The organism is Achromobacter sp. LC458, from assembly GCF_001005835.2.
Lineage (GTDB): Bacteria > Pseudomonadota > Gammaproteobacteria > Burkholderiales > Burkholderiaceae_B > Achromobacter > Achromobacter spanius_B.
This window is the reverse complement of record NZ_LBHW02000011.1, coordinates 1-18,249: the sequence shown is the minus strand read 5'-3', so window position 1 is coordinate 18,249 and position 18,249 is coordinate 1. Positions and strand designations below refer to the sequence as shown.

Genomic DNA, 18,249 nt, shown 5'->3' with positions numbered 1-18,249 from the left:
GAATCCAATGCCCCGCCTTGCCGCTCGCACTCAAGACTTTCTGACATTCCAGGTAGTGGAACTATTCAAGCAGGCGCAGGCGCTACAGGCGGCGGGCCACGACATTATCAGCCTGGGCATCGGCGAACCGGACTTTACCGCGCCGCCCCAGGTGGTGGAAGCGCTGGAACGCGCCGCCCGCGCCGGGCTTAGCGGCTACGGCCCGCCCGCCGGGCTGATGCCGCTACGCGAGGCCATTGCGCAGTTCTACCACGACAAGTTCGGCGCCAAGATCAATCCGGCGCGCGTTATTGTCACGGCCGGCGCATCCGGTGCACTGACGCTGGCGTGCGCGGCGCTGGTCAACCACGGCGGCGAAGTCCTGATGCCTGACCCGTCCTACCCGGCCAACAGCAACTTCGTGCTGGCGGCGGGCGGCGTGCCGCGCTTGATTCCCAGTTCCGCCGCCAAACGCTTCCAGCTGTCGGCGGACGACGTGGCCCGGCATTGGACGCCCGCGACGCAGGGCGTGCTGGTGGCGTCACCCAGCAACCCCACCGGCACATCCATCGCACACGAAGAACTGGCGCAACTGCTGGCGCAGGTTCGTGCGCGCGACGGCTTTGCCATCGTCGATGAAATCTACCTGGGATTGTCGTATGAAAACGCGCCGCGATCCGCGCTAACGCTGGACGATGACATCATCGTCATCAACAGTTTCTCGAAATTCTTTCACATGACCGGCTGGCGCCTGGGCTGGATGATCGTGCCGGAAGACATGGTGGCGCCCGTGGAAAAAATCGCCGCCAGCCTGGCGATCTGCGCGCCCACGCTGGCCCAGCACGCCGCGCTGGCATGCTTTACCGAACAGGCGATGAAAACCTTCGAGCACCGGCGTGAAGCGTTCAAGCAGCGGCGCGACTACCTGTTGCCCGAATTCGAACGCCTGGGCATCCACGTACCCGTCAAGCCAGACGGCGCGTTCTATATCTATGCCGACATCAGCAACCTGGGCATGGACAGCGCCACGTTTTCGCAGCAGCTGCTGCTGCAAGCCGGCGTGGCTGCCGTGCCGGGACTGGATTTCGGGCCGGCCCACGGCAAGCACACCATGCGCTTTTCCTACGCGACGGGGCTGGACCGCCTGGAGGAAGCCGTGGCCCGCATCGGCAAGCTGCTGCAACGCTGATCCGCCATTTGCCGGCGCAGCCGGCGGTCGTTGCGATACCGTCCCAATGAAAAAGCGCGCTCGGTAAAGAGCGCGCTTTTTCGTCTGGCCGGCCGGGCGGTATCGGGCGTACCGGGTGTCCGGTATCAGTCCCGTGCCAGGGCAATGCCCGATGCCAGGGCCAAGCGCCGGCGTTCCGCCTGGACCTTGGCGCCGTAGCCGTTGTCGTCCGGCCCCGTGGAACCCACGTAGCAGGCCAGCCCGGCGTCGACCGAACCGCGCCGGTTGATACAGTCGCGCAGAATCGTCGCCCCGACGCCGATGTTGGCGGCTGGGTCCAGGGCGGTCTTGCCCACGGCGTCGAATTTGTCCTGGTGCACGCTGGTCATCACCTGCATCAGGCCTTGCGCGCCCACATGGCTTTCGGCCAGCGGGTTATAGCGCGACTCGATGGCGATGACCGCCAGCACCAGCAAGGGGTCCAGCTGCTTTTCGCGGCTGACCTTGTAGACGGTGTTCAACAGCGGGCCGGTAGCGTCATACGCCACCTTGTATTTGCGCGAGATATAGTTGCGCAACGCTTCTGCCTGCGGGCCGGTCGCCGACAAGGCGGGCTTCTTGGGCACCGGCGGCGCGACGCGCGCCGGCCCCAGCATGCCGGTGGCATTGCTGGCAGGAGCGGTTGGTACGGCCATGGCAATTGCCGACGCCGTGTCGGAACCCAGTTCGGAGCCGGTGTCGGGTTCGACGCCGGTTTGCATGGATGAAGGCGCTAGGGCGGTCAACAAGGCTTTGTGCACTTGCAATGCCTGGTCGCGCAAACCTGGCAGGGCAAATCCCATGCTTACCGTCACAATCACTGCAATGCCCAGATAGACTGAGCAAATACGCAAGGACTCGGCAAGATATTCGTGCACTCCTTGGGCCATATTCCTGAACAGGCTGGCCACTGACGCATCGGGCATGAAAACCTCCTGCGTGGAAAAAGAGGGAGTCAATGTTAACCTCTCTTTCGACCTCAAATGTAACCAAATCGCTGGGATCTGTAGTGAAATACCGCGACCTTAGAGACTTCCTCGCCCAACTTGAACGCATGGGCGACCTCAAACGCATTGCCGCGCCGGTGTCCACCCGGCTGGAAATGACCGAGATTTCCGACCGCGTGCTGCGCGCCGAAGGCCCGGCCCTGCTATTTGAAAAAGCGCTGCACGACGGCCAACCGGCGCAGATGCCGGTGCTGACCAATCTGTTCGGCACGCCGTCCCGGGTGGCGCGCGGCATGGGCGCCGACAACGTCAGCGCACTGCGCGATATCGGCGAACTGCTGGCGTCGCTGCGCGAGCCCGAAGCCCCCAAGGGCCTGCGCGATGCGCTGGCCAAGGTGTCGATGCTGAAAGCGGCGCTGTGGGACATGAGCCCGAAAAACGTCAAGAGCCCGGCCTGCCAGGAAATTGTCTGGGAAGGCAAGGATGTGGACCTGACCCGCTTGCCGATCCAGACCTGCTGGCCCGGCGATGTGGCGCCGCTTCTGACCTGGGGCCTGGTCATCACGCGCGGCCCCAACGCCAAGCGGCAGAACCTGGGCATCTATCGCCAGCAGCTGCTGGGCCCGAACAAGCTCATCATGCGCTGGCTGTCGCATCGCGGCGGCGCGCTGGATTTTCGTGACCACGCGCTGGCCAACCCCGGCACGCCGTTCCCCATCGCCGTCGCTCTGGGCGCCGACCCGGCCACCACGCTGGGCGCCGTGACGCCCGTGCCCGACAGCCTGTCCGAATACCAATTTGCCGGCCTGCTGCGCGGTTCGCGCACCGAAGTTGCCCAGGCGCTGGGCAGCAACCTGTCGGTACCGGCGTGGGCCGAGATCGTGCTGGAAGGCCATCTGCTGCCCTCCTCCGACCCGCGCGCCGTCAAGCCCGTGGTGCCGGACGGCGTGAACCCGCCGCCCAACAGCGACTACGAGATGGCGCTGGAAGGACCGTACGGCGACCACACCGGTTACTACAACGAGCAGGACTGGTTTCCGGTGTTCACCGTCGAACGCATCACGATGCGGCGCAACCCCATTTACCATTCCACCTACACCGGCAAGCCGCCCGACGAGCCCGCCGTGCTGGGCGTGGCGCTTAACGAAGTGTTCGTGCCGCTGCTGCGCCGCCAGCTGCCGGAAATCGTCGACTTCTACCTTCCACCGGAAGGGTGCAGCTATCGGCTGGCGGTGGTGTCGATCCGCAAGCAATACGCGGGGCACGCCAAGCGCGTCATGTTCGGGCTGTGGAGCATTCTGCGCCAGTTCATGTACACCAAGTTCATCGTGGTGGTGGACGAAGACATCAACCCGCGCGACTGGAAGGAAGTAGTCTGGGCGATGACGACGCGCATGGACCCCGTGCGCGATACGCTGCTTGTCGAAAACACCCCCATCGACTATCTGGACTTCGCCTCGCCGGTCTCGGGGCTGGGCGGCAAGATGGGCTTGGACGCCACCAACAAATGGCCCGGCGAAACCCAACGCGAATGGGGCACGCCCATCACGATGGATGCCGACGTCAAGAAACGTGTGGACGATATCTGGGGTCAGCTGGGCCTGTAGTTGTGGCTGTGGCGTGCAGCCCGTGGCCGCACGGTCAGGCTTTGGTACTGACCAAAAAAAACCCCGCGATGCAGAGGCATCGCGGGGTTTTTTGTGGCGCTTTTTTATGGCGCAAGCCGAAGCAAGGTTGAACGCGTTATTCGTCGTCCTGGCGCGAGCTTTGCCACATCTTGAACAGCTGCCAGCCGACCAATGCGCCGCCCGCGATCTTGAGCAGCTTGAAGCGCTTGCCGCCGCGCATCAGCAAGGTCGAGACGGACGAGGTGACGACCGGATAACGACGCGCCAGCGTGATGGCCTGCAAGGCCCAGCGCGACGCCCCGCCCGCAGCCAGCCGGGGTAAAAGTCCCCGGATGATCGCGGCGGGTTCCAGCCGATGGCCGGTCGTCACGATGTCATGCACCAGCGATTCGCGTTCGATGGCGGCGCGGGCGCGCAGCAATTCGATGCGCACGGCGCGATCCACGGTGGGAGACCTTTTCGACATGGTTCAGTCCTCCTCGCGTCGGCGCGCCGGGGGCTCGTCGTCTTGCGCGTCGCGCACCCGTTCAAGCAGTTCCGCGTCGCGGCTCAGCTCGTCAAGGGTGGCCGCAAAGGGCACCGCGCCATAGACCAGGCCATGGCGCACGACCAGCAACAACGCAATGCCCACAATGCCGTAGAACGCCGCCAGCAGGCCCAGGGCCATGTAGCGGTCTTCGGTGGGCCAGAACAGCACCGCCACCGTTACCGTGAACACCAGCACCGCAAGCGTCAAAAAGAGCAACGCCGCGAAGGCCATGCCCAGCAGCTTGAGCAGGCGCGCCTTTTCGTCGGCGGCTTCCAGCGCAAGCAGCTCCAGGCGGGTGCGCAGCAGCCCGACCAGGCTGGACGCGACGCCGAAAACAGATTTTCGTAGACCCATGTTGTCAGGAACGGCGGGCGGGCAGCGCCGGCATGCCGACGTTGCCCGCCCGATCGTTCAAACCAATCAGCGGCGGCTGATCAGCAAGCCGAGCAGCAGGCCGGTCACGCCTGCGATGCCGATGGCTTGCCAGGGGTTGTCATGCACGTAGTCGTCGGTGGCGCGAGCGGCTTTGCGGCCACGTTCCAGCACGGCGTCTTGCGCTTCATAAAGGGCTTCGCGGGTGCGCTTGAGCGAGGTCATGGCGCGCTCGCGCAATTCGTTGGCCTTTTCGCCCGTGGTGCCGGCCGCTTCGCGCAGCAGGTTTTCGGCGTCGTTCAGGCTGGTCTTGACACTGTCGATCAGTTTTTCTTTTGCGACTTCTTCGGATTTTCTCGTGGCCATTTTTTTGAGCTCCTGTTGTGTGTCTATGACAAAAATATAATACCAGCCGCCCTGCCCGCAGCAAGACGTGCTTGATACCGTGTGCTACTTGATCTGCGTAATTTCAACCGCTGATTTCACGCCTGATTGATCTATGTCTTGCTTCATCACCAGGTTCACCGCCGGGCAATACCAATCGGTGACCGTCGTGTTCATGCCGGGTATCGGAATGGTCAGGCCCTGGAACGTGGCCATGGTGGGGTCGGAGTTGCGCGTGTAGGTGACCGGGTGGCAGGACTGGTTGCCCAACGCCGTGTTCAACGACGTTTTCTGGCCCACGCTTTTCTCGCCGATGCGCACCGTGGTGCTGGGCTGGCCCCCGACCGGCGCTTCTTTGCCGATCTTCAAGCGGAACGACGAGCCGGGCAGCTTTTGCCCGGCGTTCAGTTTGCCGTCGTAGGCAAACAAGCCCAGCATGCGCAGGTCGAACTGGCCCTCGGAAGGCTTGGGGGCTTCGCCCGCCGAGGCATAGCGCAGGAAGGTGGCCTGCCCGCCCTTGACCGTCATCAGGTAATCCAGCTTGGACTTGCCCGGCGGCAGGCCCGCGTAGCCAAACGTGGCCACGCCTTGCACGCGCGCCCGGCAGTTATCGCCATTGCTTTTGGTAACTTCGGTGAAGGTCAGGTCCGCGCCCAGGGACAGGTTGCCCGAGCCGGTCAACTGCACCGCGCCACCGTCGTGCATGAACTGGGCGTCGCAAACGCCCGCCTGCACCGACGCCGAGGCGCCCACCGCGCCCATGCACAACACCAAGGATGCGATTTTTTGCATCGTCAATTACCACTCCAGAATTCGGGACTTGCCACCCACGGCTGGCGGCGGCTGGGTTGATACTACACCGGTTGCCGTGCCCGACATATGTCCACTCGTGTCGGCTAATCGCTGCCCGCCAAATAAATTCTGGATATATGAATTCAAGAAATCAAAAGTTGTGGGGATGAAGGCCCGTCCCTATGATCGGGGGATATTTTGCCGGGTACGCCCGAGGCGGGCACACGATGAAGCTTTTCCCGATTTTTGCTGACCTGAAGGGTCGGCGGGTGCTGGTGGTGGGTGGCGGCGCGGTAGCCGAACGCAAAACGCTGGCACTGCTGGAAGCCTCCGCCCAAGTGGTGCTGGGCGCGCCGGAACTGACGCAGGCATTGACCGAACTGGTGGCCCAGGGCCGCGTTGAACATTTGCCGGGCCGCTTTGACGCCGCCTGGCTGGAGGACGTCTGGCTGGTGGTGGCCGCCACCGACGACCGCGCGGCCAACGCCGCCGTGTCCGAGGCGGCCGGCGCGCGCCGCATCTTTACGAATGTGGTGGACGACCCGGAGCTATCGTCGTTCCAGGTGCCGTCCATCGTCGACCGCTCGCCGGTCATCGTCGCCATTTCGTCGTCGGGCGTCGCGCCCGTGCTGGCGCGCCGCGTGCGCGAGCGCATCGAATCCCTGTTCGACCACACGTTGGGCCAGCTGGCCGCGTTGGCCGCAACCTATCGCAAGCGTATCCGCGCCAGCCATCCCGACCTGGGCGCGCGCCGCCGCTTCTATGACTGGCTGCTGGACGGCCCAGTGGCCGGCCTGCTGCGCCAGCAACAACCCGCCCAGGCCGAAGCCGCGCTGAGCCAGGCGCTGGACAAACCGCTTGCGCCCGCTGAAGGCAGCGTCGTGCTGGTGGGCGCCGGCCCCGGCGACCCCGGGCTGCTGACATTGAAGGCGCTGCGCGCGCTGAACGAAGCCGACGTCATCCTCTACGACCGCTTGGTCAGCGACGCCGTCATGTCGCTGGCCCGCCGCGACGCCGACCGCATTTGCGTGGGCAAGCTGCCCGGCGAAAACCATCACGCTACCCAGGCTCGCATTCACGCCCTGCTGGTCGAGCACGCGCAAGCAGGCAAGCGCGTGGTGCGGCTGAAAGGGGGCGACGCCTTTATTTTTGGCCGGGGCGGCGAAGAACTGGAACATCTGCGCGCGCATGGCGTGCGCTTTGAAGTGGTGCCCGGCATTACGGCGGCGCTGGCCTGTGCGGCCTATGCCGGCATTCCGCTGACGCATCGCGAGCACGCCCAATCGGTGCGGCTGATCACGGCGCATTGCCGCGAAGACGAAGACAACCTGGACTGGCCCGCGCTGGCGCGTGAAAAGCAGACCTTGGCTTTCTATATGGGCGTGGGGCAGCTGGAACTCTTGACCCGGCGCCTGCTGGGCCATGGCCGCGCAGCCGACACCCCGTTCGCGTTGATCGAAAACGGCAGCCGGCCGGAACAGCGGGTGCTGTCGGGCACGCTGCAAGCGCTGCCCGAACTCGCGGCCGAACATGGCATCCGGTCCCCCGCCCTGTTGATCGTGGGTGAGGTGGCCGGGCTGGCACCAAAGCTGCGATGGTTCGGCCAACACATCGACGGGGAAGCGGTTAGCGCACCTGGCGCGTGAGCTGCGTTGCGCAGGCCCCGGCTGCCGGATCGGCAGGCGGCCGAGACGCTAGCTAGCCGGATCACTAGCTAGCCGGTTCACTAGCTAGCCGGATCGCCAGACAGCCTGGCCGACAGACAGTCGCCCGCCGGGCTCCCCCCGTCAGACCGTCTTCTGGGTCGTACCGAAGATGCGGTCGCCCGCGTCACCCAGGCCGGGCATGATGTAGCCGTGTTCGTTCAGGCCGTCATCGATGGACGCCGTATAGATATGCACGTCGGGGTGCTTGGACAGCACGGCGTCGATGCCCACGGGCGCGGCCACCAGTACCAAGGCGCGGATTTCCTTGCAGCCGGCGCGCTTGAGCAAATCAATAGCGGCGACCATCGAACCGCCAGTGGCCAGCATCGGGTCGACAATCAGCGCCAGGCGCTGGTCCAGCTCGCCGACCAGGCGTTCCAGGTAGGTATGGGCTTCCAACGTCTCTTCGTTGCGGGCCACGCCCACCACGCTCACCTTGGCGCCGGGAATCAGGCTGAGCACGCCGTCCAGCATGCCGATGCCGGCGCGCAGGATCGGCACCACGGTGACCTTCTTGCCGGCGATCTTCTCGACCTGGACCTGTCCACACCAGCCCTCGACGGTGGCGGGCGCCAGCGGCAGGTCCTTGGACGCTTCGTACGTCAGCAGCGCGCCCACTTCCTGCGACAACTCTCGAAAGCTCTTGGTGCTGAGGTCGGCGCGACGCATGATCCCGAGCTTATGGCGGATCAGCGGGTGGCGGATTTCGTGCACGGGCATGTGCGTAATTCTCCAGAATATTGAAATACAGGGTTTGTCGCCTCAGGCGGCCGTTCGCATGCCGCAACTGAGGATCGTAATCGGTTTAAAGCCCTTGGGGGGCAGCAAGCGCACATCGTGCGCGCCGCGTGGGGGCCACCTTCATTGATCGGCCAGCCATGCGATCAGGGCGTCGTCGAAAGCCCGGACGGCCCCCGCCTGTTCGTGGTTCACGATGCTGACGACCACGTAGCGCTTGCCGCTGGCTCCCAGCACGTAGCCGGCGATGGATCGCACGTCGCGCAGCGAGCCGGTCTTCAGGTGCGCCATGCCCTGCGTGCCATCGCCCTTCAGGCGGCGGCGCACCGTGCCATCCACCCCGGCAATGGCAAAGGACGAAATGTACTCGGGCATGACCGGCGAATTCCACGCCACGGTCAACATCGAGGCCAGGCTGTCGGCCGACACCCGGGCCTCGCGCGACAGGCCCGCACCGTTGTCGATGACCAGTTCGGGCATGTCCAGGCCCTGCTTGACCAAGGCGCCCTTGGCCGCCGCTTCGCTGCTGGTCACCGTGGCCGGCCGCCGGCCGCGCTCGGCGCCCAGCGTTAGCAGCAGCGTGCGCGCCATGACGTTGTTGCTGCGCTTGTTGATCTGGCGGATGACCTCGGACAAGGTCGGGGATTCATGCGAGGCCAGCACCACGGCGTCCGCCGGCACCATGCCCGATTTGACCTGCCCCTTGAACGTGCCGCCCAGCTCTTTCCACAACATGCGGAAGATTTCGGTGGCGTAATCCGGCTGCGACAGCGCCAGCCGATACAGGCTGAATTCGCCGCAAGACCCGGCCACCTTGCCGCCGACCCGGATCGTCACGCCCTGCTGGGTAATGAGGGGTTCCGTCGTGACGACCGGGGGGCCGGGACAGCGGACGTCGCTCCATTGCACGCTGCCTTCAATCTTCAGACCGGGCAAGGGCGGGTCGATCAGCGGCACCCATTTCTGGGCCACGGGGTCGGGCGTGAACAACAGGCGCAGCGCGCCAAAACCCACCATTAGCGCATCGGGGCTGGCGTTGTAGGCGCGGTCCGGGGCGCCGTCGAAAGCGCCCGGGTCCGTGGCGACCTGGCCGAAAATGCTGCGGTCGATGACCAGGTCATTGATTTGCTTGACGCCGCGCAGACGCAGTTCGCGCAGCAGCGCCCACAGGTCCTGCATCAGAAACTGGGGGTCGCCGCCCGCACGCAGGTACAGGGGGCCGGCCAGGACGCCGCGGGCGTCGGGCCGGGCGCCGGGGGCCGTCATGAATTCGGTGCGCCAGACGTAATTCGGGCCCAGCTCGGACAACGCGGCCCACGTCGTGACCAGTTTCATCACCGACGCCGGGTTGCGCGGTTCTTTCGCGTTCAGCGCGATCAGCCGCTGCCCGCCCAGTTCTTGCACCACCAGCGACAGCGAACTGTCGGGCAACTTGCTGGCCTTCCAGGCGTTCACGACGTTGGGCGGCAGGCCCTGGACCTGCGCGCAGGCGCTGCCGGCCGACAGGGCCACCAGCGCGCCGGCCAGCCACCGCTTCAGCTTGCCCCACCGCTTCATCGCTTGTCCCGTCATGCCTTGTCCACCGGTTGCTATTGCTCTCAAGACCGAGAGCATACAAAACCTGGGACGGTTGCGGGCGGCGGGCAGATCCGACCCTGATAACCTTCGCCTTTACAATAGCCGGTTGCCCCGAGCTAGCCCGGCCGCCGCCATCAGCGTTTACCGGGCCGCCCCTCCTGACAGACAGATACCCGCAGATACCCGCGTGACCCAGTCCCTGACCGTTTCCGACTTCAATTACGAGCTGCCGCCAGAACTTATCGCGCAGACGCCCGCCGCCCAGCGCACGGGCAGCCGCCTGCTGCATATGGACGCAGCCAGCCAGCTGCACGACCGCCAGTTCGCCGACCTGGTCGGCCTGTTGCGGCCGAACGACCTGCTGGTGTTCAACGACACCCGCGTCATCAAGGCGCGGCTGGCGGGCCACAAGATCACCGGCGGCAAGATCGAAGTGCTGGTCGAACGCATCACCGAGTCCGACCGCGTGCTGGCCCATGTGCGCGCCAGCAAATCGCCGGGGCCGGGAATGGTGCTGCGCCTGGCCGATGCCTTTGACGCCACCGTGCTGGGCCGCGAAGGCGAGCTCTTCGATATCCGCTTTCCCGGCCCGGTCCTGCACCTGCTGGACGCGCACGGCGCCACGCCGCTGCCGCCCTACATCACGCACGCGGCCGACGCGGGCGACGACGATCGCTACCAGACCGTCTACGCCCGCGAGCCCGGCGCGGTGGCCGCCCCCACGGCCGGCCTGCACTTTGACCAGCCCACGCTGGACCGACTGGCCGACCTGGGCATCGCACGCGCTTTTGTCACGCTGCACGTGGGCGCGGGCACCTTCCAGCCGGTGCGGGTCGACAACCTGGCCGACCACATCATGCACGCCGAATGGTTCACGGTGCCGCAAGCCACGGTGGACGCCATCGCCGCCACCCGCGCCAAGGGCGGCCGCGTGATCGCCGTGGGCACCACCAGCGTGCGCGCGCTGGAATCGGCGGCGGCGCAAACCGAAGGGCGCACGGCCCCCGGCCTGCCGCTGGCCGCCGCCCAGGGCGACACCCGCCTTTTCATCACCCCCGGCTACCGGTACCGCGTCGTGGACGCCCTGGTCACCAACTTTCACCTTCCCCAGTCGACCCTGCTGATGCTGGTGTCGGCGCTGGCCGGCGTCGAGCCGATCCGCCGCGCCTACGCCCATGCGGTGGCCCAGCGCTACCGCTTCTTCAGCTATGGCGACGCCATGTTTATCGAGTCCCCCGCCCCATGACCGGTCTGAACTTTGAACTGCTAGCCACCGACGGCGGCGCCCGCCGCGGCCGCATCACGCTGAACCATGGCGTGGTCGAGACGCCCATCTTCATGCCCGTGGGCACCTATGGCAGCGTCAAGGCCATGATGCCGCACGAGCTTAAAGAGATTGGCTCGCAGATCGTGCTGGGCAACACGTTTCACCTGTGGCTGCGTCCGGGCACGGACATCATGGAAAAGCACGGCGGCCTGCACGGCTTCATGCAATGGGACAAGCCCATCCTGACCGACTCGGGCGGCTTCCAGGTGTTCAGCCTGCAAGGCATGCGCAAGATCACCGAGGAAGGCGTGAAGTTTGCGTCGCCCATCGACGGCGCGCGGCTGTTCCTGACGCCCGAAGAATCGATGCGTATCCAGCGTTCGCTCAATTCCGACATCGTGATGGTGTTCGACGAATGCACGCCGTACGAAATCGACGGCCGCCCCGCCACGGTCGAGGAAGCCGCCCGGTCCATGCGCATGTCGTTGCGCTGGGCGCGCCGCTCGCGTGACGAATTCGACCGCCTGGGCAACCCCAACGCGCTGTTCGGCATCGTGCAGGGCGGCATGTACGAATCGCTGCGCGACGAATCGCTGGCCGGCCTGCAAGACATCGGTTTTCACGGTTACGCCATCGGCGGCCTGTCGGTGGGCGAGCCCAAAGAAGACATGATGCGCATCCTGGCGCACGTCACGCCCAAGCTGCCGGCCCAGGCGCCGCGCTACCTGATGGGCGTGGGCACGCCGGAAGACCTGGTCGAAGGCGTCAGCCGCGGCGTGGACATGTTCGATTGCGTCATGCCCACCCGCAACGCGCGCAACGGCTGGCTGTTCACGCGCTTTGGCGACGTCAAGATCCGCAACGCCAAGTACCGCGACGACACCCGCCCGCTGGACCCCAGCTGCGGCTGCCACACCTGCGGCAACTTCTCGCGCGCCTACCTGCACCACCTGCAACGGGCCAACGAGATCACCGGCGCGCGCCTGAACACGCTGCACAACCTGCATTTCTACCTGACGATCATGCAGGAAATGCGCGAAGCCATCGGGCAAGGACGCTTTGACGCCTGGCGCGCGCAGTTCGCCGCCGACCGGGCGCGCGGCATCGAATAACCGGGCCTTTTTCCAGGGGGGGTCTTTTTTATCGGGATTCCGTCCCCATAGATTGGGATCCATCCCTAGTGAAAGGCCGGCAATAACATAGATACAATAGTCGGCTTGCCCTATCCATGGCTCGCGCGGGGATGGGCGCATAACAACACAGCTAAGGGGTTTGGCAATGACCCACGGTTACATAGAGAACCCGGGCATGGCTGGCCGTAGCAACAAACAACCCACACAGACTTAAACGCAGGAGAATTCAATGTCCGTTATCGATACCGCAAGCCTCGTCGTGGCACAAGCCGCCGCCCCTGAAGGTAATGCGTTGATGGGCATGTTGCCCATCGTCCTGATGTTCGTGATCCTCTACTTCCTGATGATCCGCCCGCAGATGAAGCGTCAGAAGGAACACCGCAACCTGATCGCCGCCCTGGCCAAGGGCGACGAAGTGGTCACGGCCGGCGGCATGCTGGGCAAGGTCACCAAGGTCAACGACAGCTACGTGACCGTTGAAGTGTCCGAACTGGCCGACAAGCCCGTTGAAGTCATCATGCAGAAGTCGTCGGTTTCGACGGTGCTTCCTAAAGGAACCATCAAGGCCCTTTAAGCGTCTAATAGGAGCCCCGTCGGGCTCTTATTACGTTTGACGGGACCCACCGCCGCCCGCCGCGTTCATCGCCCGGGCGGCCCTTTTATCACCCTGACATGAAGTAGCCGGCAATGAACCGCTATCCCCTCTGGAAGTACATTACGGTCCTGATCGCGGTCATCATTGGCCTCTTGTACACGCTTCCGAATTTCTACGGCGAGTCGCCCGCGGTCCAGGTTTCCAGCGCCAAGGCCACCATCAAGGTGGACGCGGCGATGTTGAACCGGGTCGATCAAATCCTGACCGACGCCAAGATTCCGAACGAAGGCGTCTTCTACGAACAAAACGGCACGCTCGGCACCGTGCGCGCCCGTTTCCCCTCGACCGACCTGCAACTGCAGGCGCGCGACCTGCTCGACAAAACCCTGAACACCGTTGCCGGCGACCCGCACTACACCGTGGCGCTGAACCTGCTGCCCGCCTCGCCCGCCTGGATGCGCGCGATGGGCTGGTTCGCCCCCAAGCCCATGTACCTGGGCCTGGACTTGCGCGGTGGCGTGCACTTCCTGCTGCAAGTCGACATGCAAGGCGCGCTGACCGCCCGCTACGACTCCCTGGCCGCCGACGTGCGCTCGGTGCTGCGTGACCAAAAGGTCAACGTGGCCGGCGTCGAGCGCTCGGGCATGGGCGTTGCCGCCACGTTCGCCAACACCGACGACCGTGACCGCGCCATCGCCACCCTGCGCACCCGCCTGCCCGACCTGGAATTCACGGAACGCGAAGAAGGCGGCAAGCAAGTGCTGCTGGGCGCCCTGAACCCGGCCGCCGTCCAGCGCGTGCAGGATTCCGCGCTGAAGCAGAACATCAACACCCTGCACAACCGCATCAACGAACTGGGCGTGGCCGAACCGGTCATCCAGCAACAAGGCGCGGACCGCATCGTGGTGCAGCTGCCCGGCGTGCAGGACGTGGCCAAGGCCAAGGAACTGCTGGGCCGCACCGCCACGCTGGAAATCCGCATGGTCGACGACACCCCCACCGCGCAAGCCGCGCTGCTGGGCGGCACCGTGCCCTTTGGCCTGGAACGCTACAACGACCGCGACGGCCGTCCGATCCTGGTTCGCCGCCAGGTCGTGCTGACGGGTGAAAACCTGCAAGACGCGCAGCCGGGCCGTGATTCGCAAACCCAGCAAGCCGCCGTCCACCTGACGCTGGATTCCAAGGGCGCGCGCATCTTCCGCGACGTCACGCGCGACAACATCGGCAAGCGCATGGCCATCCTGCTGTTTGAAAACGGCAAGGGCGAAGTGGTCACCGCGCCGGTCATCCGCAGCGAAATCGCGGGCGGCCAGGTGCAGATCTCGGGCAGCATGAGCTCCGAAGAAGCCGCCGACACCGCCCTGCTGCTGCGCGCCGGCGCGCTGGCCGCACCGATGTCGATCATCGAAGAACGCACCATCGGCCCCAGCCTGGGCGCCGACAACATCTCGAAGGGCTTCCATTCGACGCTGTACGGTTTCCTGGCCATCGCCGTCTTCATCATCCTGTACTACCACCTGTTCGGTGTGTTCTCCACGGTGGGCCTGACGCTGAACGTGCTGCTGCTTCTGGCGCTGCTGTCCATGCTGCAAGCCACGCTGACCTTGCCGGGTATTGCCGCTATCGCGCTGACGCTGGGCATGGCCATTGACTCGAACGTGCTGATCAACGAGCGGATACGGGAAGAACTGCGCGCCGGGGCAACCCCGCAGCAGGCCATCCACCAAGGTTTCGAACGCGCCTGGGGCACGATTCTTGACTCGAACCTCACGACGCTCATCGTCGGCCTGGCGCTGCTGGCCTTCGGTTCGGGCCCGATCCGGGGCTTCGCGGTGGTGCACTGCCTGGGCATCCTGACGTCGATGTTCTCGTCGGTGGTGGGCGTGCGCGCCCTGGCCAATCTGTACTACGGCCGCAAGAAGAAGCTCTCTTCGATCTCCATCGGCGAGATCTGGAAACCGAAGGCAAACTGACAATAAGGCGGACGGCCCACAGCCGTCCGCCATAAAAAGAACCGAAGGCGAAAAATGGAATTTTTCCGTATTCACCGCACCATCCCGTTCATGCGCCATGCGTTGGTGCTGAACATCATCAGCCTCGTCACGTTCGCGCTGGCGATCTTCTTCATCGTCACGCGCGGCTTTCACCTGTCGATCGAGTTCACCGGCGGCACGGTCATGGAAGTCAACTACGCCCAGACGGCGCAGTTGGAAAACGTGCGCGGCGTGGTGTCCAAGCTGGGCTATTCCGACTTCCAGGTGCAGAACTTCGGCACCTCGCGCGACGTCATGATCCGCCTGCCGCTGCAGGAAGGCCAAACGTCGGCCACGCAAAGCGAAAGCGTGCTGGCCGCGCTGAAAACGGCCGATTCCAGCGTCGAACTGCGCCGCGTGGAATTCGTCGGGCCGCAGGTGGGCCAGGAACTGCTGCACAACGGCCTGATGGCCCTGCTGGTCGTGGTCATCGGCATCATGGTGTACCTGGGCTTTCGCTTCGAATGGAAATTCGCCGTCGCCGGCGTGATCGCCAACCTGCACGACGTGGTGATCATCCTGGGCTTCTTCGCGTTCTTCCAATGGGAGTTCTCGCTGGCGGTGCTGGCGGGGGTGCTGGCCGTGCTGGGTTACTCCGTGAACGAATCGGTCGTCATCATGGACCGTATCCGCGAGAACTTCCGCAAGTACCGCAAGGCAGACGTCACCGAAGTCATCAACAGCGCCATCACCCAGACCATTTCGCGAACCATCATCACCCACGGTTCGACGCAGATGATGGTGCTGGCCATGCTGTTCTTCGGCGGCCCCAGCCTGCACTACTTCGCCATGGCGCTGACCATCGGCATCTGGTTCGGCATCTATTCGTCGGTGTTCGTCGCCGCCGCGCTGGCCATGTGGATGGGCGTCAAGCGCGAAGACCTGATCAAGCCGGTCAAGAAGGAAGGCGAAGAAGGCGAAGTCGCCTGATTCCTGCCCGCTGACCCCCATCCCGATCCCGGTCGGGCTGCAAACAAAAACCCGTCGCATGCGCGACGGGTTTTTGCTTTTGGGGCGGCGTGCAAGGCACGTCGACAATCCGCGGCCGCTACGACTAGCCGCGTTGGCCCCAAGTGCTTACCTTCGCCGTTCTCGCCGCGGGGCGTATTGACGGTTATATCCGAACAGATATATTCATGCGGGTACGAATCCGCCGGCATTCGCTACCATAGGTCCCCATGAAACTCACCATTGATCATCTCGTCATCGCCGCGGCGGACCTTGCCAGCGGTACGGAATATGTCGCCGGGCTGCTGGGCATCGCGCCACAAGGCGGCGGCGCGCATCCGCGCATGGGCACCCACAACCGCGTGCTGGGCATGGCGGGCGGCATGTATCTGGAGGTCATCGCCATTGACCCGGACGCGCCCGCACCCGAGCGGCCGCGCTGGTTCGGGCTGGACCAGGGCGACATGCGCGCGCGCTTGCAACAGGGCCCTTTCCTGGCGCATTGGGCCGCGCGCGTTCAAGCGCCGCTGGACCTGACGCGCATGCAGGCCGAACACCCCGAACGTATCGCCCCCGTCATCCCCATGACGCGCGGCGATCTGCGCTGGCGCTTGACGGTGCCGGACGACGGCAGCCTGCCGGCGTGGCGCGAAGCGGGTCACACGGCCGGCGACGGCTTGCTGCCTACGCTGATCCAATGGGATGTGGACGCCTACCCTGGCGTCAGCCTGCCGCCGCAACCGTTGACGCTGGTGCGCCTGACGGGATGCCACCCGCAGGCCGGCCTGCTGCGCCAGGGGCTGACCTGGATGGGTGCGGACACCCTGATCGACCTGGAACAAACCGACGGGCAGCCGCGCCTGACCGCGCTGATCGACACGCCGCAAGGGCAGAAGACCCTGGCGTAACCGCCCGCACATCGCATTCAAACCGGAGACCCCGCATGACAGCCACCGCCACAGCCACAGCCACCCGCAAACGTTTCGACGACGAACCCTATCTGGACCAATGCCAGGCCACCATCACAGCCGTCAGCCCCGAAGGCGTCGAGCTGGACGAGACCGTTTGCTATGCGCGTAGCGGCGGGCAGGCGGGGGACAGCGGCACGGTGACGCTGACGGACGGACGCGTGCTGACGTTGGCGGACACGGTCTACGCGGACGACCGCCAGCGCATCCTGCACGTGCTGAGCCTGGCCGACGGCGACACGCCCCCGCAAGTGGGCGACCGCGTCACCGTGGCCATCGACTGGCCGCGCCGCCATCGCCTGATGCGGCTGCACACCTGTCTGCACCTGCTGGGCGCGCTGGTGCCCGCCCCCGTGACCGGATGCAGCATCTCGGCCGACTCCGCCCGCATCGATTTCGACCTGCCCGAATCCACCCTGGAAAAGGCCGAGCTGACCGAGCGCCTGAATGCGCTGATCAACCGTGGCCTGGACGTCACCGTCACCGGCATCACCCCGGAAGAACTGGCCGCGCAGCCCGACCTGGTGCGCACGGTGGGCGCGGCGCCCCCGACGGGCACGGCCAAGATCCGCATTGTGGATATCCCCGGGGTGGATCGCCAGCCCTGTGGCGGCACCCACGTGCGCAACACCGGCGAAATCGGCGCGGTGACCATCGCCAAGATCGAAAAGAAAAGCCGCACGAATCGACGCGTGGTCGTCAACTTTGCATAAGCAACGCGCGATAAAAAAAGGGCCGCGATGTTATCGCGGCCCTTGTTTGACGAGCGCCAGGGTTCAAGCTTTCTTCCACCAACGCCAAGGCGCGCGCAGCGGCCATTGATACTGGCTGCCCAACACGCGGGGCGCCAGCAGATGTCCTACCAGCACCGCGATGCCGGCCGCAGTCATCACGTCGGAAAGGTAGTGGTCCAGGTTGACCAGCCGGCTCATCGCCACCAACGCGGCCAGCAGCAGAAACACCACGCGCCAGCGCGGCGCCAGGATGCTCAGCACCACGGCCACGGCAAAAGCCGCATAGGTGTGGCTGGACGGAAAGGAATTGAACTGCTGCGCGCGTGAAAACGATTCGCCTAGCCCGTAGATGCCCTTTTCGAAGAACAACTCGGGACGCGCGCGCGCCACCGACCGCTTGAGCAACAACACGACCACCCCGCCCACGGCCATGGTCGACAGCATCAGCAAGCTGCCGCGCGCCATGCTGGAATAGCTCATGCGCAGCGGGTTGCGCCAGCCACGCGCCAGGCCGATCAAGCCGACCACGTAGAAAGCCAGCGCCACGCCGATATACGGGCCGCTTTCGCCCAATTCGCCCACCCATTCAAAAGATTCGTTCACGCCGGCGGACACCGACTGCTTGATCCAGATGGCCAGGGGCAGGTCCACCCAGCGCGCACTCGCGCCGGCCAGCAACGCCAGGGCCGCGGCCAGCAACAGCCAGGTCGT

At 65.1% G+C, this 18,249-nt stretch carries 18 protein-coding genes; 10 read left to right on the top strand and 8 right to left on the bottom strand.

All coding sequences use genetic code 11. The annotated features are described in order from the left end of the window. The first annotated feature begins 7 nt into the window (after window positions 1-7). Complete coding sequence (locus YH64_RS11440; RefSeq protein ID WP_046804362.1) at window positions 8-1,168, top strand: pyridoxal phosphate-dependent aminotransferase; 1,161 nt, start codon at window positions 8-10, stop codon at window positions 1,166-1,168. A gap of 125 nt (window positions 1,169-1,293) precedes the next feature. On the opposite strand, the gene YH64_RS11435 is transcribed toward YH64_RS11440, so the two are convergent. Further along, window positions 1,294-2,112, bottom strand: coding sequence for a lytic transglycosylase domain-containing protein (locus YH64_RS11435; RefSeq protein WP_046804361.1), 819 nt, complete (start codon window positions 2,110-2,112; stop codon window positions 1,294-1,296). An 83-nt stretch (window positions 2,113-2,195) separates the two neighbouring features. Between YH64_RS11435 and YH64_RS11430 the strand changes: the two genes are divergently transcribed. Beyond that, on the top strand, window positions 2,196-3,740 hold the full coding sequence (locus tag YH64_RS11430; RefSeq protein ID WP_046804360.1) for a UbiD family decarboxylase: 1,545 nt from the start codon (window positions 2,196-2,198) through the stop codon (window positions 3,738-3,740). A gap of 136 nt (window positions 3,741-3,876) precedes the next feature. Here the strand turns inward: YH64_RS11430 and YH64_RS11425 are convergent, their stop codons facing one another. The 4 genes from YH64_RS11425 to YH64_RS11410 form a co-directional block, all read right to left on the bottom strand. Continuing rightward, the gene (locus tag YH64_RS11425; protein ID WP_046804359.1) at window positions 3,877-4,227 is read right to left on the bottom strand and encodes a hypothetical protein; all 351 of its coding nucleotides are present in this window, start codon (window positions 4,225-4,227) and stop codon (window positions 3,877-3,879) included. Window positions 4,228-4,230: 3 nt separating this feature from the next. Continuing rightward, on the bottom strand, window positions 4,231-4,644 hold the full coding sequence (locus YH64_RS11420) for a phage holin family protein (RefSeq protein ID WP_046804358.1): 414 nt from the start codon (window positions 4,642-4,644) through the stop codon (window positions 4,231-4,233). Between the two features lie 66 nt (window positions 4,645-4,710). Next, window positions 4,711-5,028 (bottom strand): YqjD family protein, encoded by a 318-nt coding sequence (locus tag YH64_RS11415; RefSeq protein WP_046804357.1) that lies wholly within the window; start codon window positions 5,026-5,028, stop codon window positions 4,711-4,713. Between the two features lie 84 nt (window positions 5,029-5,112). Then, on the bottom strand, window positions 5,113-5,838 hold the full coding sequence (locus YH64_RS11410; protein ID WP_082134441.1) for a hypothetical protein: 726 nt from the start codon (window positions 5,836-5,838) through the stop codon (window positions 5,113-5,115). Between the two features lie 227 nt (window positions 5,839-6,065). On the opposite strand from YH64_RS11410, the gene cysG reads away from it, so the two are divergent. Then, window positions 6,066-7,484, top strand: coding sequence for a siroheme synthase CysG (gene cysG / locus YH64_RS11405; RefSeq protein WP_046804356.1), 1,419 nt, complete (start codon window positions 6,066-6,068; stop codon window positions 7,482-7,484). A 141-nt stretch (window positions 7,485-7,625) separates the two neighbouring features. On the opposite strand, the gene upp is transcribed toward cysG, so the two are convergent. Continuing rightward, window positions 7,626-8,264, bottom strand: coding sequence for a uracil phosphoribosyltransferase (gene upp / locus YH64_RS11400; RefSeq protein WP_046804355.1), 639 nt, complete (start codon window positions 8,262-8,264; stop codon window positions 7,626-7,628). Between the two features lie 141 nt (window positions 8,265-8,405). After that, the gene (dacB, locus tag YH64_RS11395; protein WP_046804354.1) at window positions 8,406-9,854 is read right to left on the bottom strand and encodes a D-alanyl-D-alanine carboxypeptidase/D-alanyl-D-alanine-endopeptidase; all 1,449 of its coding nucleotides are present in this window, start codon (window positions 9,852-9,854) and stop codon (window positions 8,406-8,408) included. 193 nt (window positions 9,855-10,047) lie between these two features. On the opposite strand from dacB, the gene queA reads away from it, so the two are divergent. The 7 genes from queA (at window position 10,048) to YH64_RS11360 (ending at window position 17,517) form a co-directional block, all read left to right on the top strand. Beyond that, a complete protein-coding gene (gene queA, locus YH64_RS11390) occupies window positions 10,048-11,106 on the top strand; it encodes a tRNA preQ1(34) S-adenosylmethionine ribosyltransferase-isomerase QueA (RefSeq protein ID WP_046804353.1) in 1,059 nt (352 codons plus the stop codon). Beyond that, window positions 11,103-12,239, top strand: coding sequence for a tRNA guanosine(34) transglycosylase Tgt (gene tgt, locus YH64_RS11385; protein WP_046804352.1), 1,137 nt, complete (start codon window positions 11,103-11,105; stop codon window positions 12,237-12,239). Before queA ends, tgt begins: the two co-directional genes overlap by 4 nt. A 250-nt stretch (window positions 12,240-12,489) precedes the next feature. After that, on the top strand, window positions 12,490-12,834 hold the full coding sequence (gene yajC, locus YH64_RS11380; protein WP_006221220.1) for a preprotein translocase subunit YajC: 345 nt from the start codon (window positions 12,490-12,492) through the stop codon (window positions 12,832-12,834). Window positions 12,835-12,947: 113 nt separating this feature from the next. Then, window positions 12,948-14,828: a protein translocase subunit SecD gene (secD, locus tag YH64_RS11375; RefSeq protein WP_046804351.1), complete on the top strand. Its 1,881-nt coding sequence runs from the start codon at window positions 12,948-12,950 to the stop codon at window positions 14,826-14,828. A 54-nt stretch (window positions 14,829-14,882) separates the two neighbouring features. Continuing rightward, window positions 14,883-15,818, top strand: a complete 936-nt coding sequence (gene secF / locus YH64_RS11370; protein ID WP_046804350.1) for a protein translocase subunit SecF — start codon at window positions 14,883-14,885, stop codon at window positions 15,816-15,818. Window positions 15,819-16,066: 248 nt separating this feature from the next. Further along, window positions 16,067-16,744 (top strand): VOC family protein, encoded by a 678-nt coding sequence (locus YH64_RS11365; RefSeq protein ID WP_120156746.1) that lies wholly within the window; start codon window positions 16,067-16,069, stop codon window positions 16,742-16,744. 35 nt (window positions 16,745-16,779) lie between these two features. Next, the gene (locus YH64_RS11360; RefSeq protein ID WP_046804348.1) at window positions 16,780-17,517 is read left to right on the top strand and encodes an alanyl-tRNA editing protein; all 738 of its coding nucleotides are present in this window, start codon (window positions 16,780-16,782) and stop codon (window positions 17,515-17,517) included. 63 nt (window positions 17,518-17,580) lie between these two features. Here YH64_RS11360 and YH64_RS11355 read toward each other — a convergent pair. Next, window positions 17,581-18,249: phosphatase PAP2 family protein (locus tag YH64_RS11355; protein ID WP_143215337.1), on the bottom strand; the 669-nt coding region annotated here is incomplete at its 5' end.